This is a genomic window from Glycomyces tenuis DSM 44171 (assembly GCF_000427885.1).
Taxonomy (GTDB): Bacteria; Actinomycetota; Actinomycetes; order Mycobacteriales; family Micromonosporaceae; genus Glycomyces; species Glycomyces tenuis.
Genome location: NZ_ATYW01000023.1, coordinates 104,279 through 128,440, shown reverse-complemented (window position 1 = coordinate 128,440; position 24,162 = coordinate 104,279). Strand labels below are relative to the sequence as shown.

General features: G+C 69.5%; 17 protein-coding genes, 3 tRNA genes and 1 pseudogene. 12 read left to right on the top strand and 9 right to left on the bottom strand.

Annotated features, from left to right (window positions below):
- From YWW_RS0122035 to YWW_RS0122025, 3 genes are all read left to right on the top strand, one after another.
- Positions 1 to 251 (top strand): integrase core domain-containing protein (locus YWW_RS0122035; protein WP_155830328.1); only part of this gene is annotated, 251 nt, incomplete at its 5' end.
- 292 nt (positions 252 to 543) lie between these two features.
- Positions 544 to 834, top strand: coding sequence for a trypco2 family protein (locus YWW_RS32245; protein ID WP_035700261.1), 291 nt, complete (start codon positions 544 to 546; stop codon positions 832 to 834).
- A 35-nt stretch (positions 835 to 869) separates the two neighbouring features.
- Positions 870 to 6,707: a trypsin-like peptidase domain-containing protein gene (locus tag YWW_RS0122025; protein WP_026931808.1), complete on the top strand. Its 5,838-nt coding sequence runs from the start codon at positions 870 to 872 to the stop codon at positions 6,705 to 6,707.
- Positions 6,708 to 6,858: 151 nt separating this feature from the next.
- Here YWW_RS0122025 and YWW_RS0122020 read toward each other — a convergent pair.
- A tRNA-Arg gene (locus YWW_RS0122020) sits at positions 6,859 to 6,934 on the bottom strand.
- Between the two features lie 140 nt (positions 6,935 to 7,074).
- On the opposite strand from YWW_RS0122020, the pseudogene YWW_RS38075 reads away from it, so the two are divergent.
- A pseudogene (locus YWW_RS38075) lies at positions 7,075 to 7,884 on the top strand (TrmH family RNA methyltransferase); the annotation flags it as partial.
- On the opposite strand, the gene YWW_RS37585 reads toward YWW_RS38075, so the two are convergent.
- On the bottom strand, positions 7,879 to 8,568 hold the full coding sequence (locus YWW_RS37585; RefSeq protein ID WP_026931805.1) for a hypothetical protein: 690 nt from the start codon (positions 8,566 to 8,568) through the stop codon (positions 7,879 to 7,881). The pseudogene YWW_RS38075 and the gene YWW_RS37585 overlap by 6 nt on opposite strands.
- Before the next feature lie 94 nt (positions 8,569 to 8,662).
- Between YWW_RS37585 and YWW_RS0122000 the strand changes: the two genes are divergently transcribed.
- Positions 8,663 to 9,799: a winged helix DNA-binding domain-containing protein gene (locus tag YWW_RS0122000; RefSeq protein ID WP_026931804.1), complete on the top strand. Its 1,137-nt coding sequence runs from the start codon at positions 8,663 to 8,665 to the stop codon at positions 9,797 to 9,799.
- A 93-nt stretch (positions 9,800 to 9,892) separates the two neighbouring features.
- Here the strand turns inward: YWW_RS0122000 and YWW_RS0121995 are convergent, their stop codons facing one another.
- The 3 genes from YWW_RS0121995 to YWW_RS36530 are packed head-to-tail and all read right to left on the bottom strand — an operon-like array spanning position 9,893 to position 12,848.
- Positions 9,893 to 11,581, bottom strand: coding sequence for a DUF885 domain-containing protein (locus YWW_RS0121995; RefSeq protein ID WP_026931803.1), 1,689 nt, complete (start codon positions 11,579 to 11,581; stop codon positions 9,893 to 9,895).
- Positions 11,578 to 12,510: a prephenate dehydrogenase gene (locus tag YWW_RS36535; protein ID WP_026931802.1), complete on the bottom strand. Its 933-nt coding sequence runs from the start codon at positions 12,508 to 12,510 to the stop codon at positions 11,578 to 11,580. Before YWW_RS36535 ends, YWW_RS0121995 begins: the two co-directional genes overlap by 4 nt.
- Positions 12,510 to 12,848, bottom strand: coding sequence for a GroES family chaperonin (locus YWW_RS36530; protein ID WP_026931801.1), 339 nt, complete (start codon positions 12,846 to 12,848; stop codon positions 12,510 to 12,512). The genes YWW_RS36535 and YWW_RS36530 overlap by 1 nt, the downstream gene beginning before the upstream one ends.
- 191 nt (positions 12,849 to 13,039) lie before the next feature.
- On the opposite strand from YWW_RS36530, the gene YWW_RS32240 reads away from it, so the two are divergent.
- From YWW_RS32240 to YWW_RS34430, 5 genes are all read left to right on the top strand, one after another.
- A complete protein-coding gene (locus YWW_RS32240; protein WP_155830326.1) occupies positions 13,040 to 14,359 on the top strand; it encodes an AI-2E family transporter in 1,320 nt (439 codons plus the stop codon).
- Positions 14,356 to 16,335, top strand: coding sequence for an ATP-dependent DNA helicase (locus YWW_RS0121975; protein ID WP_155830325.1), 1,980 nt, complete (start codon positions 14,356 to 14,358; stop codon positions 16,333 to 16,335). The genes YWW_RS32240 and YWW_RS0121975 overlap by 4 nt, the downstream gene beginning before the upstream one ends.
- Before the next feature lie 248 nt (positions 16,336 to 16,583).
- Positions 16,584 to 17,213: a DUF47 domain-containing protein gene (locus YWW_RS0121970; protein ID WP_026931799.1), complete on the top strand. Its 630-nt coding sequence runs from the start codon at positions 16,584 to 16,586 to the stop codon at positions 17,211 to 17,213.
- A 1-nt stretch (position 17,214) separates the two neighbouring features.
- Positions 17,215 to 18,213 (top strand): inorganic phosphate transporter, encoded by a 999-nt coding sequence (locus YWW_RS0121965; RefSeq protein WP_026931798.1) that lies wholly within the window; start codon positions 17,215 to 17,217, stop codon positions 18,211 to 18,213.
- A 51-nt stretch (positions 18,214 to 18,264) separates the two neighbouring features.
- The gene (locus tag YWW_RS34430; RefSeq protein WP_026931797.1) at positions 18,265 to 19,011 is read left to right on the top strand and encodes an NUDIX domain-containing protein; all 747 of its coding nucleotides are present in this window, start codon (positions 18,265 to 18,267) and stop codon (positions 19,009 to 19,011) included.
- A gap of 270 nt (positions 19,012 to 19,281) precedes the next feature.
- Here YWW_RS34430 and mshD read toward each other — a convergent pair whose 3' ends face one another.
- The 3 genes from mshD to YWW_RS0121940 form a co-directional block, all read right to left on the bottom strand.
- Positions 19,282 to 20,232, bottom strand: coding sequence for a mycothiol synthase (gene mshD, locus YWW_RS32230; protein ID WP_081687665.1), 951 nt, complete (start codon positions 20,230 to 20,232; stop codon positions 19,282 to 19,284).
- Positions 20,233 to 20,584: 352 nt separating this feature from the next.
- A tRNA-Ser gene (locus YWW_RS0121945) sits at positions 20,585 to 20,674 on the bottom strand.
- A 218-nt stretch (positions 20,675 to 20,892) separates the two neighbouring features.
- On the bottom strand, positions 20,893 to 21,738 hold the full coding sequence (locus tag YWW_RS0121940) for an IucA/IucC family C-terminal-domain containing protein (protein WP_051326173.1): 846 nt from the start codon (positions 21,736 to 21,738) through the stop codon (positions 20,893 to 20,895).
- 275 nt (positions 21,739 to 22,013) lie between these two features.
- Between YWW_RS0121940 and YWW_RS0121935 the strand changes: the two genes are divergently transcribed.
- Positions 22,014 to 22,787 carry a CPBP family intramembrane glutamic endopeptidase gene (locus tag YWW_RS0121935; RefSeq protein WP_425402707.1) on the top strand — a complete coding sequence of 258 codons (774 nt, stop codon included), beginning with the start codon at positions 22,014 to 22,016 and terminating at the stop codon, positions 22,785 to 22,787.
- Positions 22,788 to 22,880: 93 nt separating this feature from the next.
- Positions 22,881 to 22,971: transfer RNA gene (locus tag YWW_RS0121930), tRNA-Ser, on the top strand.
- Positions 22,972 to 23,544: 573 nt separating this feature from the next.
- Here YWW_RS0121930 and YWW_RS0121925 read toward each other — a convergent pair.
- Positions 23,545 to 24,129, bottom strand: a complete 585-nt coding sequence (locus tag YWW_RS0121925) for a TetR/AcrR family transcriptional regulator (protein WP_026931794.1) — start codon at positions 24,127 to 24,129, stop codon at positions 23,545 to 23,547.
- Positions 24,130 to 24,162 lie beyond the last annotated feature (33 nt).

Genomic DNA, 24,162 nt, shown 5'->3' with positions numbered 1-24,162 from the left:
AACTTGGCGTCATGCAATCGCGGGCCCGGGTCGGATCCTCGGCTGACAACGCCCTCGCCGAATCGTTCAACGCCACGCTCAAACGAGAAGTCCTGCAAGGACGCCGGACCTTCGCGAACGCATTGGAGGCTCGCTTCCAGGTCGAGTCCTGGATCACCGATTACAACACGACCCGGAGACACTCGTCTCTGGGCCAGATCTCACCGATCGACTACGAACAACGGCAAGCTAGCCTCGCCATCGCCGCATAGGACGGTGTCAACACCAAAGGGGTAAGCCCCACCCTCCAAACCCGGCCCCGACGCCCACCCGGCCGACACAACCGCCACAAGGCACCAATCCGCGACCCAGGCAAGAAAGCCAAGCGCGATAAAACCATCGCGCAACGCAACCGGCGCCTCACCAACACACAAGCTTAAAAATCAAGCTCAGGAAACGTCATGGAATTGATCTTGTTGTGCCGCAAAGTCGCAGGGACCAAATATCTGTCCGAATTCGCTACCATGAGGGCTCCCGCGAACCGACTCATGGGAGGAACAGCAGTTGGACGTCGAACTGGCTGAAGCGATCAAGGCGTTGCGATCCCAGCTCACCGAGGCGATGAGGGACGGCGACGGGGAGAAGGTCCGGTTCACCGTGGACAAGATCGACCTCGACCTGGAGCTGACCGTGACAAAGGGAGCCGAAGGGGGCCTGAGCTGGAAGGTCTTCTCAGTCGGAGCCTCGGCGAAGGGCGATGTCTCCAAGGTCTCGGTTCAGCGGCTGCACCTTGAGCTCTCCGCCCGAACGGACGAGGACGAGCCGGTGCGGCTCTCGGGCCGCCGCCCGATCTGAGACCGGACATCCCCCGAGAGAATCGAGGTACGTCATTGGAAACCACTCGACAGCTCGACATCGGCTGCTTCGTTCGAGTCGTCCGTCAGGAAGAAGGCGCACTCCTGCTGATCGGCAGCGGCGTCGTCATCGCGCCACACCTGATCCTCACCTGCGCTCACGACCTCGGCACCTCCCCTGCCGGCCTGTACGTCGCGCCACTGGACGGCGGGATGTCGAAGAAGGCCGCAGCCGTTCACGTGCATTCCGGCTTCGACGAGGATGACCGCCTGAGCGACAAGGACATCGCGCTCGTCGAACTGGCGCGGCCGCTCAAACTCACCACCTCGCCGCCCTCGCTGCGGGTGCTCGGCAAAGGCCTGGCATCCCTGGACTTCCACAGTCTCGGCTTCCCCGACTACTTCGCCCGCAAGGGCACTCCCGCGCGGCGCAAGCAGCTGGACGGGAGGGTCATGCTCGGCTCCGGCGAAGAGACCGACCTCTTCGAGCTGCGCCTGGAGCAGCGTCCGCCCGAATCGAACCGAGCGGTCTCCAAAGGACTGAAAGGGATGTCCGGGTCCGCGGTCGTCACCGCCCGCGGCGGCCACGTCGTCGGCGTCTTCGTCGCCTACGAGGACGCCAAGGAGACGGCTTGGGCGGTCGGACTCGGTTCGCTCCGCGATCCAGCCCTGGCCGAGCCCCTGGCCAGGCACGGTGTCGATCTGATCGACATGACGGAGGAGGAGGCGCGTGCCGACGAGCCGCTCGAGGTCGTGCCCCATCAGCGGTACCTGGCCTCCCTCACCGGGCTCGAAAGCCATCTGCGATCTGAGATGCTGGAGTTCATCGCCCCCTGGGCCGACGACCCCGCCCATCCGCGCCGGATCCTCGACAGGCTCGCCCGAGGCGAGCACGTCATGGTCAGCGGACCGGCCGGATCCGGCAAGACCAGGCTGTGCCTTGAGACCGCTCAGGCGGCGGCGAACCGCGGATGGGCGGTCTACCATGTCCCCGCGAGCGGCCTGCCCGTCGAAAAACTGGCACATGACGCCGCGCGAGCCGCCGAGCGGCGCGTCCTGCTCGTCTGCGGCCAGCCCGAGCGCGATATCGATCTCGATCCGCATGCCGTCGCGCGTCAGGCCGCGCTCGTCGGTGGAAGCGGCGGCAAGACGGTCGTCGTCCTCACCGCGGCTCCCGACGGCGGCAGCGGGAGCCGGCTCCCGGGCGACGCGAGGTTCAAACTGGTGCCGGCGCCGCTCGGCGACAGCCACCTCAGAACGGTGACCGACGCGATCATCGCCCAGGTCGGTGGCCTCAACCGCCTCGAAGAGGATGTGTTTGCGAGCGCCAGAACCGCCTGCGGACTGCGCCCCGGCCTGGCCCTGCGGATCGCTCCGGCATTCGCCTTCGACTCGGACCGCAAACCGATCGGCGTCCGCAAGTCGGGACGGCAGGGCGGCTCGGAACTCTCGCGGTGGATCGCACGGCACCTCGCCGACGACGGACTCACCGCAGGGGAAGGCGGCGACCCGGACCGGGTCGGCCTCGCCGCCGGCGCGGCCATGGCCATGATGGTCGCCCCGCAGCCCCGGAAACGCGTCCAGCGCGCTGTCGGCCACCTGTTCCAGCACGCGGGAAGCCCCGAGAAAGCGGACGCACTGGTCGGCCTGCTCGTCAGCCGCGGGTGGCTGGAGGAACACGACGGCAGCGCGCATCCCCTGCACCCGGTGATCGCCGACGAGATGCTGGCCCGAGCCCTGCTGGCACCCGACGGCGAGGCGCTCTCGACGACCGCGGAGTGGATCTTCCAGGCCGCTCTCGACGATCCGGTGTCGGCGCGCAGACTCATCGACGGCATTCGGCGTCTGGTGGACGCTTACCCCCACGAGGGTTTGAAGTCGCTGCTCAAAGCCAAGTGCCACGACTGGGTCGAGCAGCACGGGAGAGCGATCGGCGTACTCGCCGTCGCATTCGAGGCCCAGCGGGGCGACGAGGTCGGACTGATCCCCGCCATGCTCGAGGGGCCACCGTGGTACGCGATCGCTTCGGACCATTTGAAGACGCTTTCGCATCAGTACCTCTCCAGCGAAACGGACCCCGCGGTCGGCCGGTCTCGTCTCGAGGCGAGCCTCGCCGCGCTTCCCAAGCCGGCCCAGATTCCCGCGGACTGGCGCACTCTGGCCGCCGACCTGCTCTCCGGTGACCTCGGAGCACCGGACGGCCCGCTGCTCGCGGCCGCTCTCGGGCGTCGTTCCCCAGACCAGCAGTGGGCGAGGCAGGTTCGCGACACCGCCATACGGTGGACCGAGGACCACACCGACGCCGCCGCTCCCGTCCTCGGCGCGCTCATCCGTGACCGCTCACTGCCCAAGCCGGATCTTCACCTCGTCGTCGAACGGGCATTGGACTGGATCTCCAGGCACGATGGCCCAGGCGGGACGCGGGTGCTGGCACCGCTGATCATCAACAAGAAGCTCACACCGCGACAACGGGACGACGTGCTGTCGGCGGCACGGGACTGGCTGCGACGCAACAGCAGGACCGAAGACGCGAAGTTCGTGCTCCGGGCGTTGCTCAAGGACCCCGTCCGACGCGAGAACCACTTTCGCGAGGCGCTGCCCTTCGCGTTCGAATGGCTCGAAGCCAACGGCGACAGCAGTGCCTCCTGGAGCGTCGCCTCGCACGTGTGCAACCGGGACGCGGTCGCCGCTTGGCTTCCGCACCTGCTGCCCTGGCTGGAAACGCATGCCATCGAACCCGTGATCCGTTCCGTTCTGGTCCGAACGCTCCAGATCCGCTCCAAGCACCTTGAGCTGGACGAGGAGCGAAAAATGGTGCGGTGCGGGGTGGCCTGGCTGCGCGCCAACCCCGACGACTGGGCGGTGCCTGAGGTCTGCGGCGCGTTGGCCGGTCACGCCCGGCGCCCAGGCCTGGAGGGGAAGCAGCGCAAATACCGGCAGAACCAGGCCGTCACATCGGAGCAAGCCGATGAGGTCCTCATTTCCGTCTCGCGCTGGATCGGCGGATTCGGATCAAGGAACATCAACACGAGCGTGGTCTTGGCCCTGCTCGGCTATTACCATGCGGGCAGAGAACCGACCGTTCAGTTCAGCAGGGACGCACTCGACTGGCTCGGTCACCCGCGTCCCGTGGACGATGCCAGAAAGGTGCTCTCCCTCCTGGTCCGGCGCGGCGCATTCGATGAGGAAAGCGCCGACGAGGCCGCCGAACGCGTCGCGAAGGAACTGGAGTCGTTTCCCGAGTTCGTGAAGGACACCCGTCTGCAGGCGGGCATTTTCCGGCTTTTCAAGAAGTTCCCGGGGGCGGTGCGAGCACCCGTCCGGGAAGCGTTCGCGGCGGCGGCGATCGGTGTAGCCGAAGACGACGACGGAGCGGCCGAACCACCGAGCATCCCGCCCTTCGACGTCCTTCAGCACCTGCTTCATATCGGTGGGTTCGAACCGGGCCGCCGGAGGCAGATCTGCCTCAGCGGGCTGCGCTGGCTGGAGTCGAACAGCGCGCAGGACGACGCGGACAAGATCATCAGGAGGCTCCTCGACGAGCCGGGCTGGCGCGGTGCGGAGATCCAATCGCTGATAGACCACGCATTCGAATGGCTCCACCGCTGGATCGACGCGGGCAAGGCCTCGCCCGACCACGAAGGGCCCTCCAACGTCTTGTCACGCCTCGTCAGGCGACCGGAACTGCGCCGGGCCGATGTGATGACGGCCCTTGAAATGGCGGAGCGATGGATGTCCGGCAAGGGCAAACGCAAGTGGGCCGCGCACCGGCGGATCGCCGAGGCCTTCCTGGAGCGCCAAGACCTCACCCCGGATGAGGAAGCACGGTACCTTTCGATCCTCCTAAGGACCGCTCGATCCAGTACGGAGTGGCGGGAACAACTGCTCCAGGCCTTGGAACGAGGACTCGTCTGGCTCCGCGACCACGCGGATCTGCCGACCGCGTCCAATGTGATTGGACCGGCGCTGTGGCGGGCGCGCGACCAAGGGGAACTCGAATGGGACCGGACTGCAGTGTTCGCGGCCGCCGAGCGCTGGCTGCGGCGGTACCAACGGCTGGGCAGGGCCCACTACGTGCTGAAACCCCTGCTCCTCCTCGACCGGGAAGCGGCACTGCCCGACGACTTTCAAAACCTGGTGCCGTTCACTCTCGCCTACTTGGAATCCCATGCCGAGGACTGGTACGCCAGGGAGGTCTTCAGGCTGGTGTGCCGACGGGAGGACTTGTCCGACGCTCAGCGCACGGCCCTGGTCGACATAGCTCGCGTCTGGCTGGAAAACCGATCGGCCGATCCCGAGGCCTCCCATGTCCTGCAGGCGCTGGTGCGCCTTTCGCTCACCGACGCGCAGCTGGAATTCGTGCTGGAGGCGTCGCTGGCGTGGGCGACCAACATGCTCGACATCATCGAGCGCCGCTATGAGTCGGGCGTGACCAAACTGGAGTACCACCGCAAGTACGAACCGCGGTACCTGCTGGCGAAGCTCCTCGCCCGGGAGGGTCTGACCGAGGCCGGGCACTCCCGCGTGCTGGGAGTCGCGCTGCGCACCCACCGGGTGAAACCCCTGAACACGGAGCCGTTCGATTGGGAGCTCGAACCGGACTCGGAGCGTGTGGCCGGCGACGAGCCGTTGCTGCGACATGCAATCGAGCATCTCGACGGCATGGACGAGGTAGTCGAGATCGGCCCTGTCCTCGCCGAGGCGCATGCGTTCAGGCTCCCGGCCGAAACATGGACCGCCGTTCGGGAGCGCTCGCTGAGATGGCTGGAGATTCATGCTTCCGCGGAGACGGCCGGAGAAGTGTACTTCCAACTCGCGAGGACCATGGGGGTGTCCTCCTTCCGAGCGAGCCGTGTGCTGCCGCGTGCGCTGGCCTGGCTTGAAATCCATGGCGGAAAGCGTTCCACCCGTACGCTGCTCTGGTCTCTCCTGCGCCGGGAGCTCACCGCCGACCAAGTGGCGGATCTGCTGCCCTTCGCCGAGCCGGAACTCACCGATTTCTCTCTGACGACCGCGCAGAGCCGTCTGCTGGCGAGCGTCATCGCTCAGCCCCACACTCCCGCCGAGGTAGCCGAGCCCCTGGTCCGTACCGCGATCGAGGCCCTCGAATACGACGACGGCCGTGGAGACGCCGCTAGATGGGCCCTGATCGACGGGCTCACGAGATGCCGTCATCTGAACCCCGCGCAACGCCGCCGGGTGATCGCCTTCGTGGTCCAGTGGGGAGGACGGCCGAAGACGGAGCGGAGAGCCGCCAAGCTGTTCAACCGATGCCTCGATATGGAAGGCCTCAGCGGAGCCGAGCGCGAGCAGTTGCTGGGAGCAGTTGTCGCCTGGGCCGACACACGCGCGATGGACTTCACCGCGTGGCCCGTCATCGCCGGGATCGGGGCTTTCCTGGAACGCGAGGGGGCGGTCGGCGACGGCCGGGCGCGGCGGGTCGAGAAGCTCATCTTGACCGCGGCCGGGCAGGCGGCGACGAACCCCGAAGGAGGCGTCCTCTTCGCCGACGTCGTGAGCTTGCGATGGTGCGGTGACGAGGCCCAGCGCACGTTGCTCAGCGGCGCGTTGGAGTGGTTCGGGGAGCACTATCTCAAGAGCCGGGCGGGGGCCGTGGCGCTCGCGTTGTGGCCGCTCGGCCTGAAGTCGGCCGAGCGGCGCAGGCTGGTGCAGCTCGCCGCGCTGTGGATTCAGGAGCACTCCAGTGCACCGCAGGCGAACGAACTGGTGGACGCCATCCGGACCAGTGCGATGTACGCTTCGCTGCCTTTCAGGACCAGAGGCATCTTGGACGAGATCCACGCCCGAACCGACGATGCTTCGCTCGACCCTTCAGAGGACGACGCCGATGAAGAAGCCTGGGGGGTCGTCTAGAGCCTGGTTCACCGGAATCGAACGCGACGAGGCCATGGCGCCGATGCGCGGCGTACACGGGAAACGCCGGCGGGAGACCTGTCACCGGTGCCGGTCGGGGCTCAATCGAGCAAGCGGAAAGGCCGGTCTGCGACCGGCCTTTCTGTGATGGTGGCGCGCCCCGAGGGATTCGAACCCCCAACCTTCTGATCCGTAGTCAGATGCTCTATCCGTTGAGCTAGGGGCGCCTGTCTGGTCTGTACGACCAGGCCGCGCACCAGCTTACCCGTGCGGGAAAGCCACCTGCAAGCGGGTATGAGGTTGTGCGCTAGGTCATCGGTGTCGGGCCGCTCCGTAGAATGGGCGTTCGGTGTCGTGAGGGGGATGGATGGGCAAGCAGCTGCGGGTGAGCACCAGGAACGCCAGGTTCCAGGAGTGGGAGGCGCTCCTGGGCAACCGGAAGAAGCGCAACCAGGTGGGCGGCTTCCTCGTGCAGGGCGTGCGGCCCATCGACCTGGCCTTGGAGCACCGCTGGGAGTTCCAGGACGTGCTGTTCGACGCCGAGCGGCGGCTGTCCGAGTGGGCTCGGAAGGTGCTGGAGACCAGCGGCGCGGACGTCTACGCCGTCTCGCGCGAGCTCATGGCCGAGCTCGGCGAGAAGGACGTTGATGTTCCCGAGCTGCTCGCCGTCGTCTCGATGCCTGACACATCCCTGAAGCGGGTCGAGGCGGGGGAGAGGTTCCTGGGCGTCGTCTTCGACCGGCCCGGGAGCCCGGGGAACCTCGGTTCGCTGATCCGCTCGGCCGACGCCTTCGAGGCCGACCTGGTCGTCACCACCGGTCACGGGGCCGACCTGTTCGACCCGCGCACCGTGCGCGCCTCCACCGGCTCGCTGTTCTCCATGCGCGTCGCCCACGCCGAGCGGCCCGCCGACGTGGCGGCATGGGTCGCCGCGCAGGCCGAGCCCGTGCGCATGGTCGGCACCGACGAGCACGGCGAGCGTGACCTGGCCGAGGAGGACCTGACGGGATCCACGCTGCTGGTCATCGGACGTGAAGCCGACGGTATGTCGCGCGCCTGGCGGGAGACCGTCGACGCCACGGCCAGGATCCCGATCGGCGGCGCCGCCTCATCGCTCAACGCCGCCGCGGCCGGCTCGATCGCGCTCTACGAGGCCGCCAGGCAGCGCCGCTTAGCAGTTGTCCAGGACGGTCTTGGCAAGCGCCCGCCACGCCTCGGCCAGCGCGTCGCCCCGCTCGGCCGCGGGCGCCTCGGCCGCCGCCCACACGGCCGCCTCGGCCTCCGGCACCTCGTCGCCCAGCAGGTAGCGCTCGACGTACTCCCTGCGGTGCTCCCGGCCGGGGAAGAAGTGCCCGGCCGCCGCGAACAGCGCCACGTACGCCCGGTGCAGCCCGCCGGTGAGCGTCTCGGCCACGTCCCACGGATCCTGCGCGTCGCTCAAGCGCTTCGCGATCTCCTCGGCCTCGCGCTCGACGGCCGTCCGCGAGGCGTCCGCGAGCGCCTGCGGGAACTCGGTCACCTCGGCGCGCGCCCGCGAGCCCCATTCGGAGTCGTCGGCCAGCAGCGTCCCGTCGGCGAAGCGGGCGATGACGTGCAAGGCCTCCGCACTCGGCTCGTACCAGCCCTCGCCGAGCATGAGCGAGTCCAGCAGCTCCTCGAACCTGGCGACGGTCAGGTGCACCGCCTCGTCGCTGGCCTCCTCGGGGACGGTCTCGGTCTCCCAGACGCACACGAGTTCGGCGTCGTCGCCGAAACCGGAGAGGGCGGGGCCGTGAGCATAGGCGAACGCCAGCCGCTCGTCGTCGTTCATATCGGCGAGCACGTCGGTCGAGAGCCTCAAGACCGCTTGGGGAAGCGACATACCACCAGTGTGGCTGCTCTTTGCAACGTTTGTCCACCGGATCGCACCGATTCAGTAGGAGGCTCGCGTCGCCTGTCGCGTATAGCATGTGCCCATGGAGCCACCCACCCGCCGAACCCGTGATCTCGAGCCCGGCGACGTAGCCGCCTGGCGCGCCCACTCCCAGCGGCTGTGGGGTGAGAAGCACGCCACGCCGATGGAGGCGTTCGCGCACCTCGGGGCCGTCCAGTCCCAGGAGGTCATCGCCTACAAGCTCACCCCGGCGATGCGCGCCGCCTCCTCCGACGCCGCCGTGCCGTACGCCCCGCTCAAGGCGGTCGACGCCCTGATCGAGGACGGCACGGTCCTGCGCACCCACGTCCTGCGCACGACCTGGCACACCGTCCCCGCCGTCGACCTGCGCATGATGCTCGCCGCCACCGCCGACCGCGTCCTCCAGGTCCACGCCTCGATGACGAAGTCCCTCGGCATCGACCAGGCCGCGCTGGTGCGCTGCGACGAGATCCTCGCCGAGGCCACGCGCGGACGCCACCTGACGCGCGAGGAGGCCTCCGAAGCGCTGGCCGAGGCCGGGATCAGCGACCCGACCGGTCAGCGGCTCATCCACATCCTCATGCACGCCGAGCTGACCGAGGCGATCTGCTCGGGCACCCCCAGGGGCGGGAAGCAGACCTACGCCAACTTCGACGAGCGGGTGCCGCCGGGGGCGATCGACCGCGAGGACGCCGTCAGGGAGCTGGCCCGGCGCTTCTACACCTCGCGGGGGCCGGCGACGCTGAAGGACTTCACGCGCTGGTCGAGCCTCAAGGTCGCCGACGCGAAGGCCGCGGTCGCCGAGCTCGACCTCAAGTCGATCGAGATCGGCGGGCGCACCTGCTACTTCGAGACCGAGCGGCCCGAGCCGAGGGACGGCGGCCCCGTGGTGGACTTCGTGCAGGGCTTCGACGAGATGCTGTGCTCCTACACCGACACCAAGGACTGGGTGCTGCACCACACGCTGCCGCTCGCCAAGGCCGGGGAGCGGCCGCGCTTCAACTCGGTGATCCTGCTGGACGGCCAGCTCGTCGGCCACTGGAAGGCGACGCTGAAGGCCGACAGGGTCGTCATCGACTCCTACCGCCACCGCGGCTTCACCGCCGCCGAGATCGCGGCGATGCGCCGCGGCGCCGATCGGCTCCGCGCCTGGTACGGCAAGGACGAGATGGAGCTCGGCCTCGAGCACGCCAACTGAGGTCCCGCCGCGCGAGGGCCGGTCCGCATGGGAGAGGGGTGGCGGGTTCGCCCGCCGCCCCTCTCCTGCGCGATCGCGTCTGGTGTCGCCGGATCAGATCCGCTTGAGCGCCTCGGCGAACGGCGCCAGGCCCATCGAGCCGAGGTTCAACGCGTCGGTGTGGAACTGCTTGAGGCTGAAGTCCTCACCCTGGCGGGCCGCGTAGTCGTTGCGGGCGGCCATCCACAGGCGCTCGCCGACTTTGTACGACGGCGCCTGCCCGGGCCAGCCGAGGTAGCGGTTGCACTCGAACTGGAGCATGTCGTCCTCGATGCGGCAGTGGGCCCGCATGAACTCGAACATCTTGTCCGCGTCCCACGCCTCTCCCGGGCGCCACCCGAACGGGTTGTCCTCGGGGATCGTGAACTCGCAGTGGAGTCCGATGTCGACGACCACGCGGGCGGCGCGGAAGGCCTGCCCGTCGAGCATGCCGAGCTTCCCGGCCGGGTCGTCGTCGTAGTAGCCCAGCTCGTCCATGAGGCGCTCGGAGTACAGCGCCCAGCCCTCGGCGTGGCCCGAGGAGAAGAGCAGGTTGCGCTGGAAGCGGTTGAGCAGCTCCGAGCGGGTCTGCATCTGCCCGATCTGGAGGTGGTGGCCCGGCACGCCCTCGTGGTAGACGGTCGTGACCTCGCGCCACTTCGAGAACGTCTTCTGGCCGCCCGGCACCGACCACCACATCCGGCCCGGACGAGAGAAGTCCTCACTCGGTCCGGTGTAGTAGATCGCCCCGTCCTCGGTCGGCGCGATCATGCACTCGATGCGCCGGACCGGCTCGGGGATGTCGAAGTGCGTGTCGGCCAGCTCGGCGATGGTGCGGTCGGCCAGCTCCTGCATCCACTCGCGGAACGCCTCCTTGTCGGCGACGTTCTGCTCCGAGTCGTCGTCGAGGTGCGCGATGGCCTCCTCGACGGTCGCGCCCGGCTTGATCGCCTCGGCCACGGCCGCCATCTCGCCCTCGATGCGCGCCAGCTCCTTCCAGCCCCACTCGTACGTCTCGGCGAGGTCGATCTCGGCGCCGATGAAGTAGCGCGAGGCCCGCGAGTAGCGGTCCAGGCCCACCGCGTCCTTCTCGGGGGCCTGCGGCGCCAGCTCGCTGCGCAGGAACTCGGCGAACTTCGTGGTCGCCCACCGCGCGTAACTGGCGCCGTCGCCCAAGTCGATCTTCAACTTGCCCTTGGTGATCGGCTCGCCGTCGACGGTCACGCGCTCGATCAGGCCGGACCAGAAGTCGTCGCCGCCCGCGCCGTTCCAGTTGTCGCAGTGCTTGGCGACCTCCAGGACCTGCCGCTTCGCGGCCACGCGGCCCTCGGCGGCCTCGGCGCGCAGCGTCTCGGTGTACTGCTTGAATGCCTCGGGGACGGCCGCCAGGCGCGCCGCGATGTTCGCCGCGGCCTCTTCACCCTCATGGGGCATCAGGTCGAAGATCTGGCGCACGTCGTGGACGCCGGAGGTCAGCACGTTCAAGCTCAGGTAGGCGTCACCCTCGTCGTGGCGCTCGACCTGGAGCCGCAGCCGCTCGAGCATGGCCTCCTTGGCGACGCGCTCGCGCTCGTCCACCGGTTCGACCGCTTCGACGTCGGCGATCGCCTTGCGGGCGAGTTCGGCCTGTGCGTCGTTGCCTTCGGGAGAGAGGTCGTCGAGCAGGTGGTCGGAGCCGGGCACTCCCATGTAGGTGGCCGTCATCGGGCTGAGCGCCAGCATGTCGTCGACGTACTGGTCGGCGATCTGATCGATTTTTCTCATGGGGTGGACTTTACGCGAGGCCGACGGACTGTGGCGACATCAATGTCCTCGATCGATTCGAGCCAGCCGCCCGTCTCGCCGAGCGCCAAGAGGTCCGCCCGGGTGAGCGGCAGCGGCTCGGCCTCGCCCGGCTCGGGCGGCCAGGTCTCGCGCAGGCGCCGGGGCCGCTCGAGCCACGCTCCGGTCTCGCCGGGACGCGATTCGACCAGCTCCCGCGCCGTTCCGAGCTCGCGGCCGAGCCCGTCGAGCGCGGACAGCAGCTCGGCCCGGTTGTGCACGACCATGCCCTCGACCAGCCGGGCCGGGCTCGCCGCGACGCGGGTGGCGTCGCGGAACGACCCGGCCGCCAGCGTCCGCGACAGCGGATCGTCGGCGACCAGCGCCAAGGCGGCGGCCACGAGGTGCTCCAGGTGCGAGATCCGCGCCGCGGCCCGGTCGTGGGCGGCGGACGTCGTCGGCACCACGCGCGCGCCGACGGACAGCCACAGCCTCGCCACGGCCGTCCAGTCGGCCAGCGCCGTGTCCTCGTCGAGGCACAGCGCCCACGCGCGTCCGCGGAACAGGTCCGCCTCGGCCTCGTCGAAGCCCGCGGTCGCCTTGCCCGCCATGGGATGCCCGCCGACGAAACGGTGGCCGCCGAGCGACCGCCGCACGAACCCCTTGATGGAGGCCGCGTCGGTGACGATGCCCTCGAAGCGACCGGGGGCGAAGTCCTCGGCGGCCGCGGCCACCGAGTCCATCGGCACAGCCACGACGGCGATGTCGGCCTCGCGCAACGCGGCCGGGTCGTCGGCGACCGCGAAGCGCTCCGCGGCCGCCTCGCGGGTGCGCGCGGAGGTGTCGTAGCCGATCACCTCGTGCCCGGCCTCGGCCAGGGCGAGCGCGGCGGAGCCGCCGATGAGCCCCAGACCGAGGACCGCGACGCGCATCAGAGGTAGAGCCCCGTGGCGTCCTCGTCGACGCGCTTGGCGGCGACGGCGTGGATGTCGCGCTCGCGCATGAGCAGGTAGGTGCGGCCCTGGAGTTCGACCTCGGCCTTGTCCTCGGGGTCGAACAGGACCCGGTCGCCCGCCTCGACCGAGCGGACGAGCGGCCCGACGCCGACGGCCTCGGCCCAGGCCAGCCGCCGCCCCATCGCGGCGGTCGCGGGGATGACGATGCCGCCCGAGGAGCGGCGCTCGGCGTCGGGGTCCTGTCGCGCCAGGAGCCGGTCGTGCAGCAGGCGGATCGGCAGCCCGGTGTGGGCGTCCAGCGGAGTATCGGTCACAGCGAACGAGCCTACCGCCACCGCCGCGCCCCACCCGGGCCCGCGCGGCGCGCTGAGCGGCGGCGATCACGCCCGCCCGGGCGCGGTCAGCCTTTCCGCTCTCGCACTCAGGCGGTACCGTACTGAAGACGTCACACCCGCACCCTCGGCAACGTTCGCGGAGCCGTAATCCAGTGTCGTTTGGAGACATCGTGAGCCGATTCCGTCGCACCACCGCACGTGCCAGGCAACTGTGGATCGGCTTGCGCTTCAACCCCCACGTCCAGCGCGCGGGGAACGGCGACGGGAACGGCGGCGCGCTCGAGGCGGGCGACGCCGAGGAGCCGCCCGCAGAGGAGGCCGACGAGGGCTCCCCGGAGCACCGCTACGTCCCCCTGTCCCTGACCGTCGGCGCGTCCTGGTCTTGGCGGCTGCTGATCATCGCCGCCGCGGTGGCCGGCGTGTTCTGGCTGCTCAGCCAGGTCACCGTCGTGGTCATCCCGGTCGCGATCTCGTTCCTGCTGGCGGCCATGTTCCAGCCCGTCTCGGCGTGGATGATCCGCCACGGCTGGAACAAGTCGATCGCCTCGCTCCTGGTGCTCATCGGCGGGCTCGGTGTCGTGGTCGCCGTCGTCTACTTCGTGGTGGTGCAGTTCATCGACGGCATCCCCCGGTTCGCCGAGCAGGTGACGGAGGGGCTCACCAGCGCCCGCGACTGGCTGGAGACCGGCCCGCTCGGCCTCGACGACGAGTTCGTGGCCAACGCCCTCGACGACGCCGAGGGCAACATCGTCGAGTGGCTCCAGAACAACCAGGAGATGCTCGTCCAGAACGGCCTCTCCATCGCCGGATCCACCGCCTCGGGGCTCGGCAACTTCTTCACCGGCCTGTTCCTGGTCCTGTTCACCACCTACTTCTTCATGCGCGACGGCCGGGGGATCTGGCAGTTCGTGACCGGCATGATCCCGGCCGCCGGGCGCGAGCCCATGCGCTACGCCGGCGCCGCCGGGTGGTCGACGCTCGTGCAGTACATGCGCACCATGATCATCGTCGCGGCCGTCGACGCGATCGCCATCGGCTTCTGGCTGTGGGTGCTGGACGTCCCGCTGTGGCTGCCGCTGACGACGCTGATCTTCCTCGGCGCGTTCATCCCGATCGTCGGCGCCACGGTCTCGGGTGCCGTCGCCGTCGTCGTCGCCCTGATCGGCCACCCCAACGGCCTCATCACGGCCCTGATCGTGCTCGGCGTCGTGCTCGCCGTCCAGCAGCTGGAGTCGAACCTGCTCCAGCCGGTCCTGATGAGCCGGGCCGTCAAGCTCCACCCGCTCGCGATCGTCCTGGCCGTCACCGGCGGCGGCTTCACCTTCGGCATCATCGGCGCGCTCGTCGCCGTCCCCCTGCTGGCCATCGTCAACGGCACGGTGCGGGCCCTCCACCGCTACCGCGTCAGACAGCGCGAGGCCGAGGCCGAGGAGACGGCCGACGAGGAGACCCCCGAGGACGTCGACGAGGAGCCGGTGGAGCAGCGATGACCGCACGAACCGAGGAGACCGCGGGGTCGAAGGTCGGGCAGGAGGCCCTGGCGGTCCTCGACGCGGCCGTGGCCGCCACGCCCGGCGGCCTGACCCGGGACGGCCAGCGCCGCATGTCCGAGGCGGTGGCCGAGGCCATCGACTCCGGCCGCCACCTGCTCGTGCAGGCCGGGACCGGCACCGGCAAGTCCCTGGCGTACCTGTGCGCCGCGCTCGCGGCGGGCGAGACCGTCGTGGTCTCGACGGCGACGCTGGCGCTCCAGCACCAGCTCGTGGCCGTCGACCTGCCGCGCCTGGTGGAGGCCGTCGCGCCCGTCCTGGGCCGCACGCCGACGTTCGCGCTGCTCAAGGGCCGTCACAACTACATCTGCAAACGCAAGATGGCCGGTGAGGAAGAGGAGGACGACGGGACCCTCGAAGGCACCGAGGAGCTCAAGTGGGCCGGGCGGCAGCGCTCCTTCGCCAAGCAGGTGCAGCGGCTGTTCGACTGGGCGAACGACACCGACACCGGTGACCGGGACGACCTCGACCCCGGCGTGAGCGACCGGGCCTGGCGACAGGCGTCGACGACGTCCTCGGAGTGCATCGGCGTGAAGGACTGCGCGCAGGGGCCCGACTGCTTCGCCGAGGCCGCCCGGGCGAGGGCCCGCGAGGCCGACATCATCGTCACCAACCACGCGCTGCTGTCGATCGACATGATGAAGGAGCGTGGCGTCCTGCCCGAGCACACCGTCCTGATCGTCGACGAGGCGCACGAGCTGGTGGACCGCGTGACCTCGGCGGCGCGCGCCGAGCTCACCCCGGCCCGGCTGCGCTGGCTCGCGCAGCGCGGGCGGCGCCTGATCGACGCCGACGCGGCCGACCAGATCCGCGAGGCCGCCGACTCGCTGGAGAACGCGTTGAACCTGGTGGGGGAGCGCCGCTTCTCCGGTGAGCTCCCGGGGCCGCTGACCGAGGCGCTGCACCTGGTCAATTCGGCCTGCGTGAAGGCGACGACGCTGATGGGCACGCTCGACTCCGAGACGAGGAAGCAGCTCAGCGCCCAGCAGCTCAAGGCAGGGATCGTCGAGACCGTGGAGACCGCCGGGCGCTGCGTCGCGCCCTCGCCCGAGGACGTGATCTGGTCCGAGCCGAACGGGCCGCAGCTGGTGGCCGCGCCGCTGTCGGTGGGCGGGCTGCTCTCGGCGATGCTGTACGAGGACCGGACCGTCATCGCCACTTCGGCGACGCTCACGCTCGGCGGGAAGTTCGACACCGTCGCCCGTGGCCTCGGCCTGGCCGCCGATCAATCTGACTGGTCCTCGCTCGACGTCGGCTCGCCGTTCGAGTACCGCAGGCAGGGCATCCTCTACGTCGCCTCGAGCCTGCCGCGGCCGTCCGCCTCGGGTCTGTCCGAAGAGGCCGGCAAGGAGCTGCTGCGCCTGGTCGAGGCCAGCCGGGGCGCGACGCTCGGCCTGTTCTCCTCCAAGCGCGCCGCCGAGGCCGCCGCGGAGCTGCTGCGCTCGCACGTCGACTACGACGTCCTCCTCCAAGGCGAGGAGACGCTCGGGAGCCTGGTCAAGCGCTTCAAGGAAGAGGAGTCGACGTGTCTGCTCGGCGTCATGAGCCTGTGGCAGGGCGTCGACGTGCCGGGCATGACGTGCCGCCTGGTGGTGATGGACCGGATCCCGTTCCCGCGCCCGAACGAGCCGCTGACCGCGGCGCGCTCCGAGGCCGCCGACAAGGCGGGGCGCTCGGGCTTCACCGAGGTCTCGGTGCCCGCCGCGGCGATCCGGCTCGCCCAGGGCGCCGGGCGGCTCATCCGCCGCACCACCGACCGGGGCGTGGTCGCGATCCTCGACTCGCGGCTGGAGACCAGCCGGTCCTACGGTCGCTTCCTGCGGGACTCGCTGCCGCCCATGTGGTACACGACGAAGTCCGACGCCGTCGCCGGAGCGCTCAGCAGGCTCGCGGAGAGTGGTTCGGAGCCTTCATAAGGTCACCTGACAGGCAATGCCCGGCCATATCGGAGACGCGCCGTCCCTGAAGATGAACATGTGGTGAATTCACGGTGAATTCGTGTGTAACCCCAGCTTAGAGCGGTTACGTGTACCTGCACACAGCTGTATTCGGCCTATTGGAACCAGTTCACCTAGGTGTTACCTTCGGCTGGATGATTTCCCGCCGTCCTCATGCCAAATCGGTACAGTGAGGACAGCCCGACGACGAAAGACCGAGGTGCCCAGTGCGTTTCTCGCTGAAACCTCAAGACGACGCGTTCTACGCCTTCTTCTCCGAGGCTGCCGAGAACATCAAGCGCGGCGTCTCGATCCTCTCCGAGTTGGGCGACGACAAGCCCGACTTCCAATCGATCTCCGAGCGCCTCGTCGACGTCGAGCACGACAACGACCTGCTCACCCACCGCCTCTTCAACAAGATCAACTCGACGTTCGTCACCCCGATGGACCGCACCGACATGCACCACCTGGCGGGCAAGCTCGACGACGTCCTCGACCACATCGAGGCCGCCTCCAACCTCGTCTACCTCTACGGCCTCTCCGAGCTCCCGGCCCTCCCGCGCGAGATGATCGAGCAGATCTCCGTGCTCGACTCCCAGGCCGACCTGCTCACCCAGTACATGCCGAAGCTCAAGGGCCTCAGCCGGACCATGACCGAGTACTGGGTCGAGTGCAACCGGCTCGAGAACGACGGCGACCGGGCCTACCGGATGCTCCTGGTGCGCCTGTACTCCGGCGAGTACGAGGCCCTCACCGTCATGAAGCTCAAAGAGGTCGCCGACGAGCTCGAGGCCGCCTGCGACTCCTTCGAGCACGTCAGCAACGTGATCGAAGCCGTGTACGTCAAGGAATCCTGACTTGGACGCCAACCTCATAGCGGTATCGGCGGCCGTGGCCGCGGCGCTGCTCTTCGCCTTCACCAACGGTTTCCACGACTCGGCCAACGCGATCGCCACCTCCATCTCCACCCGCGCGCTCAAACCCCGCACCGCCCTGGCGATGGCCGCCGTCGGCAACTTCGTCGGCGCCTATCTCGGCGGCGAGGTCGCCAAGACCGTCGCCGACGGGCTGGTGGAACTGCCGGTCTCCGACAACGGCCTGATCATCGTCTTGGCCGGCGTGCTCGGCTCGATCGGCTGGAACTACATCGCCTGGTGGTTCGGCTGGCCCATCTCGGCCTCGCATTCGCTGCTCGGAGGTGTCGCCGGCGCCACCCTCGTCGGAGGAGCGACCGTCCTCTGGGGCGGGCTGCTCGCCAAGGTCGCCCTGCCCACCGTCGTCTCGCCGCTGATCGGCTTCGGCGCCGGCTTCGTGGTGATGCTCGCGGTCTACTGGCTCTTCCGCAAGGGCCGCCCCGACAAGCTCAACCGCGGCTTCCGCCACGCGCAGACGATCTCGGCCGCCGCCATGGCCGTCGGCCACGGCATGCAGGACGCGGCCAAGACCATCGGCATCATCGTCCTGGCCCTCTACGTCGGCGGCTACCAGGACAGCGCGACCCACATCCAGTGGTGGGTCTACATCGCCGCGGCTCTCGCGCTCGCGCTCGGCACCTACCAGGGCGGCTGGCGCATCATCAAGACGCTCGGCCGCAGGATCATCGACCTGCATCCGCCGCAGGGCTTCGCCGCCGAGACCGTCGCCTCCGTGGTGCTGTTCGCCAACACCCAGATCGGCGCCCCGATCTCGACCACCCACATCATCACCTCGTCGATCATGGGCGTCGGCTCCACCGGCGGCAAGCGCGCCGTCAGATGGGGCGTGGCGCGGCAGATCGTCATGGCGTGGATCCTCACCTTCCCGGTCGCCGGGCTGGTGGGAGCGATCATGTACTACCCGATCAGCTGGATCTTCTAGTTTCGCTGATTGCACTGGGCCCGGCCCCGCGCTTCGGCTAGCGTGGGGTCTATGTCCATCCAGCGCTACGGGAAGTGGGACTTCAGAGCGGTCGACCGCTCCTCGGCCGCCCGAGCCCGGGCCCGCCTCAGGGATCAGGGCGCCCCGGCGGAACCCGAGCGTGCGGCGGCCGTCGTGCTGCTGCGTGAGGCGCCGTTGCGGGTCTTCCTGCTGCGGCACACCGCGAAGGAGCCGTTCGGCTCGGCCACGGAGCGCGGGGGCGAGCCGCTCGAGCCGGTGCGCGAGCGGTGGGCGGACGACGTCGAGCGCGAGGGCGAGCGGCGCCCGCGGACCGGCCGCTACGGCTTCCCCGGCGGGCGGCACAAGCCCGACGACCCGGACGTGGCGATGACCGGGGTCCGCGAGGTCGAGGAGGAGACCGGCGCGATGGTCGCGCTCCAGCGCGCCTGGTCGCGCTGGATCACGCCGGAGTACGAGCCGGTGCGCTTCGACGCCTGGATCTACGTGGCGACGCTCGCCGAGGGCTTCCAGCCGCGCGTCCGGGTGAGGGAGCCGGAGTACGCGACGTGGATCGGCCCCGAGCAGGCCGTGTGCCAGTACGGCGGGCAGATGTCGATGCAGGAGGCGACGACGCTCGCGGAACTGAGCCGCTACTCGACCGTCGGCGAGGTGTTCGCCGCCGCCGAGCAGCGCGACATGTCGCCGATCCTGCCGCGCCTGAACATGGAGGGCGACCGCCCGCGGCTGATCCTTCCCGGCGAAGACGGCTACCCGGCGGCGGCCCTCTCGCACGCCTGAGGAGGGGCCGGGAGACCGGCCCCGTATGCGGCTCTCACGCAGAGCGGAAGGCGGCTCGGCCGCAGGCTCGCCCACACGGAGGATGCCGCCGCGATCGACATCGGCCCCACCGCCTCGGGCACGGGCCACCCACGCGGTGGAACGCGGCGCTCGCACAGAGTGGAACGCGAGTACGAATCACCGCGAACCCACTGCCGACCGCCGGAAGCCTCGCATTTAATTCATAATCCATATGAAGTCATACAATATAGGATTTCTGACTCCATGCTCCTACGACTTGGAGGGCCACGGCGTCCGCTTCGCCCATTGGACGTCGGAGCGGGCGAGTTCGAAGCCCTGCGAGCGGTATAGCTGGACCGCGCGGGCGTTGGACTCGTCGACGTAGAGGTCGACCTGCCGGACGCCGTGCGCCGCCAAGTGGGCGAGCCCGGCCAGCGTCAGAGTCTTCCCAAGGCCGGTGCTCTGCGCGCGCGGGTCGACGCCGAGCACGTAGATCTCACCGACGCCGTCCTCGACCTTCGTCCAGTGGAAGCCGAGCATGCCGTCGGCGTCCTCGGCGACGATGAGGCCCTCCGGGTCGAACCACGCCTCGTTCTCGCGCTCCCGCAGATCCACGGCCGTCCACCGGCCCTGCTCCGGGTGCTCGGCGAAGGCCGCGGCGTTGACCCGGAGCCACTCCTCGTCGTCCTCCCCGGCCTCGAAGGCCCGCAACGACACCCCTTCGGGCAGCGTCAACGCGGGCCCTTCGCCGCTCGGCCAGTCGTCCGGCGTCCCGGGCGGCCACGCCGAGGGCCACTCGAAGCCCTCCATTCCTCGGCTGAGCTTGAACAGCACCCGTTCCCGTTCGAGTCCCTCCGAAGTGGCCAGAGCCGCGGCGGGCGGCAGGTCGCCGTGCGCCCACACCTTGAATTTCGTGATCTCCGCCTCAAGTGAGGTGAGGACCTCTCGCAGCAGCGCGCGGCCCACGCCGCGCCGCCGGTGGTCCGGATCGACCGCCAACTCGGCGCTCGCGGCCTCGCCGACGGTCTCGATCTGGGCGTATCCGATGATCGTTTCACCATGGGGCACAATGAAATGCCGTCGGTACGGCACGGGCGGCCTGGAGAGCGCGAGCATCGTCTGCTCGTTGAACGGTTCGATCCCGTCGACCTGGGTGCACCGGTGTGCAAGGGTAACGATCTTGTGAATATCTCGACCCGAGAGTGAAGCATGTTGCGGCATTCAGCTACTCTAGGTGCCTGGACTCAGCACCGTGCCGGGGTGCTGAGTCCTTTTTCGTGCGCAGGGCCGAATCCATCGGGACGGATGGGGAACGCGGCCCGCGGCAGGACGCCCGAGCGAGCACGGCCCCGAACCGGCCATCGGAACCGACGGAGGGCGCGGCCCGCGGCGAATCCCCGGAGAGCGTGCCCCGGACCGGCGGCCGCGTCGCCGCCACCGGCGAGCCGATTCAAGCTCTCACCCTCGACCACCGGCCTCAGAACCGAGCCGACGACACCGCCCGCTGAACAAACGAAACGGCCCGACCCCAGGCGGGGTCGGACCGTTTCGGATGTCTTGAGGAATTACCACGCGGAGAGGGTGGGATTCGAACCCACGAAGCCGGGGCTACCGACTTGGCGGTTTTCAAGACCGCTGCACTAGTCCACTATGCGACCCCTCCAGGCCCTCAGGGCATCCGCAAATCTACCAAACGGCCTACGGCGCTCCGCCTGCAAGGAGCGCGATGGGTATAAGGCCGCTGTGCTCGCCGGCGCCTGCGGGCGCAGGGCTGGGACGTGGGACCGCGATCGCGGGAGTGCTCGGGGCAGGGCCGATGAGCGCGGCTCGCGCCGCCTGAAGGTGGTCGGGGGTGGGTTCGGTGCGCGGCCCGTGGCTCGGTCAGCGGTGCTCGGTCTGCACGCAGCAGGTGGAGCAGGTGCCGCAGCCGTCGATGGTGAACGCCAGGCAGCAGGTGTGGCGCTGGTAGACGAGGCGGCCGTGCTCGTCGGTGGCGACATCCACCAGCTCGGCGACGCCGAAGGTCTCCAGCAGGTTCTTCGCGACCACCTCCGCGGGCTCGCGGCCCGCGCTCGAGCAGTTCGCGGTGGCATAGGCGATGCCCGACGCCAGCGAGCCCAGCAGCGTGCGTCGCCCGATGCGGACCTCGCGCCGGATCGCCTCCAGCACCGGGTCGAGGTGCTCGTCGAACAGCGAGGCGCGCATCCGCTCCAGCAGGGCGTCCTCGCCCGCGACGGTCTCGACGCCGGGCGTGCCCGCCATCGGGTCGTCGCTGAGTGCCGTGAACCGGGGCCGGATCTGCCGGCCCGAGAACATCGGCTCGTCCTCGCTGATGGTGAAGACGAAGTTGTCGGCCTCCAGCAGCGGGACGCGCCGCGCCGAGACGTAGCCGAGGACGGCCGGCACGAGCACCCAGTAGCAGTAGGTCTTCCACGCGAGCGCGGCCGAGGCGTGGGGCGAGCCGCCCCACAGGCGGGCCGAGTCGGCCAGCAGCTCGCCGATGCGGCTGCCGTCCGCGAGCGCGGAGCCGGGCAGGTCGACCCCTTCGGGGGCCGCCGTGCCGTCGAGCCAGGGGCGCAGGCCTCGCAGCGGGTGGGGCCCGCATCGGCGCTCGACGTGGTCGGCGGCGGTGCGCAGGGGCGCGGCCAGCTTGGGGAACGAGGGATGCTGCGGGACGAACTCCCGCACATCGGAGCGTTGGAGATCCACGGCGGCGGCACTCAGCATGTGAGTCCCTCCACGCATGCGAATCCCATCGTCGACCCCTCTCAGGTAAGGCTGCGCTAACCTTACTCGACTCGCACTCTCGAGTGTCAAGGAGCCGACAGACGGGGCGGCAGGTCGGTGGTAGAAAAGCGTGGTGCCGCGATAGTGAGCGTCGCCGAGTGGGATGAGTTTCACAGCACCTCGCCTCTACCTCTCCGATTCTGCGCCGCCGAACCCGCGCCCCGTCGCACACGACGTGCGACCACCAGCGGGAATCCCGCCCGGCTCTGGCACGCTTGGCTCTTATGTCGAACCAGGCCCTCCCCGCCCCCGTCATACGGCGCGAGCTCGTCATCGTCCTCGCCCTCTCCCTCGGCGCCTCGGCGCTCTGGGCCGTCGTGGACATCGTGGCCACCCTCACCGAGCCCGGCGGACTGGCCGACTCCGTCCAATCCATGAACAGCGCCCGCGCCGAAGAGGAGCGCCCCTGGCTGGACCTCTCCCGGCAGCTGCTGAGCCTGGTGCTCGCGATGGCGCCGGTGGCGCTCGCCCTCCACTTCCTGGCCCTCGACCGGGGCGACCCCTTCCGCCTCATCGGCCTCGACGGCAGGCGCCCGGCCTTCGACCTGCTCGGCGGCGCCGTCCTCGCCGCGGCGATCGGCATCCCCGGCCTTGGCCTGTACTTCGCGGCCCGCGCGCTCGGCCTGAACGCCACGATCAGCGCCGCGAACCTCAACGACGTGTGGTGGGCGGTCCCGATCCTCGTCCTCGCCGCGCTGAAGAACGCGATCCTCGAAGAGGTCATCGGCGTCGGCTACCTCGTGACGCGCCTGCGCCAACTGGCCTGGGGCCCCGTCGCGATCGTCGTCTCCCATTCCCTGCTGCGCGGCACCTACCACCTCTACCAGGGCTTCGGCGGCTTCATCGGCAACGCCGTGATGGGCGCGGTGTTCGCCCTCGCGTTCCTGCGCTGGAAGCGCACCGGCCCGCTGGTGGTGGCCCACACACTCCTCGACATCGTGGCCTTCGTCGGATACCTGCTGGTCGCCCCGCACGTGAGCTGGCTCTGACCGACGGGAACCCGCTTCTCACACAGGCTCGCTTGCCGGTATGCTCGTTTCTCGGTACGTGCCAAGGCCGGTTCCCGGCCTCGCCCGCGTCTCGGAGGATTCGCATAGTGGCCTAGTGCGCCCGCCTGCTAAGCGGGTTCCGGTTGATAGCCGGTCGGGGGTTCGAATCCCCCATCCTCCGCCAAACAGCCCGTTGACCAGCGTCAGTGCTGAGTTGACGGGCTTTTCTCTTTTTCCGATCTCACCCGTTCGTGACCGTTGTTGTCCCTTGCTTGCGGTGCACTAGCGGTGCAGTCTCTTGTGGATCTGAGCTTGAGGCCGGGTTCATTGGCCGGGGTCGGGCGCGCATTACGCTTGACCCGCGACAGGGCGGCACCGCAGGGGCCCGCCCTCAACCGCCCTGGGTGCGCGCCCGGCGGGGTCCCCGGCCAAGGGTTCCGGCCGGAACTTTCATTTCATCCTCAAGGCGTCCTTGTTTGGCTGTGCCTGCCGCGGGGCGGGGACGTGGCCCCGGCGCGAGGGGCCCCGTCCCGCGGCAGGCACGCGGCCGATAGGCCGCCTTGAAGGTGTATGGAAAGTTCTCAGCGGTCAGCGACCGCGAGGTGTTCCGCCGCGCCAGCTGGGCCGAGCCGGCGCTGTCCTCGGCCGGCCGGGCCGATCTGTGGGACCTGCGCTCAGCCTCGCCTCCGGCCTCACGGTCGCCCGAGACCCACACGTGCGATCGGCGCGCCGCTGGGGACTGACCGTTTCCGTCGGCTCAGCGCTTCGCCTGGGCGGCGTGGATGATGCCTTCGACGGTGGCGCGGATGCGGTCGGCGATCAGGTCGGGGTCGGGTCGTCCGGCGTCGAGCCAGGCCATGACCGCGCCGATCGCGGTCGTCGAGGCCATCTGCGCGGCCCACCGCGCCCACGCCGGATCGGGAACGACGTCGGTCATGTACCGGTGGGCGGTGTCGGTCATGGTCTGCCGGAAGGCGAGCATCCGCTCGGCGAACTCGCTCTCGCGCATCGCGTGGTCGAACAGCAGCCGGAACCCGTCGGGGTCTGCGGCGGCCGCGCGCACCAGGCCCTCGATCGCGGCCTCGTCGTAGCGGCCCCGTCCGGTCTCGGCGTCGAGCCGGTCGCACACCCGGTCGAGGACCTGCTGGTAGAGCTCGGCCTTGGAATCGAAGTGGCGGTAGAGGATCGCCCGGCTGACCCCCGCCGAGGCCGCCACGTCGTCCAGGCTCGTCGCCGCGTAGCCCGCACGCGAGAACGCGGCCGTCGCCGCGTCCAGGATCTGCTCGCGCCGCTCGGCCCGCTTGAGCCTGCGGACCGGCTCCGCGCGCACGTCCTCAGCCACCGCGCCTCCTCATGCTCCTTGCCTGGGCCTTGA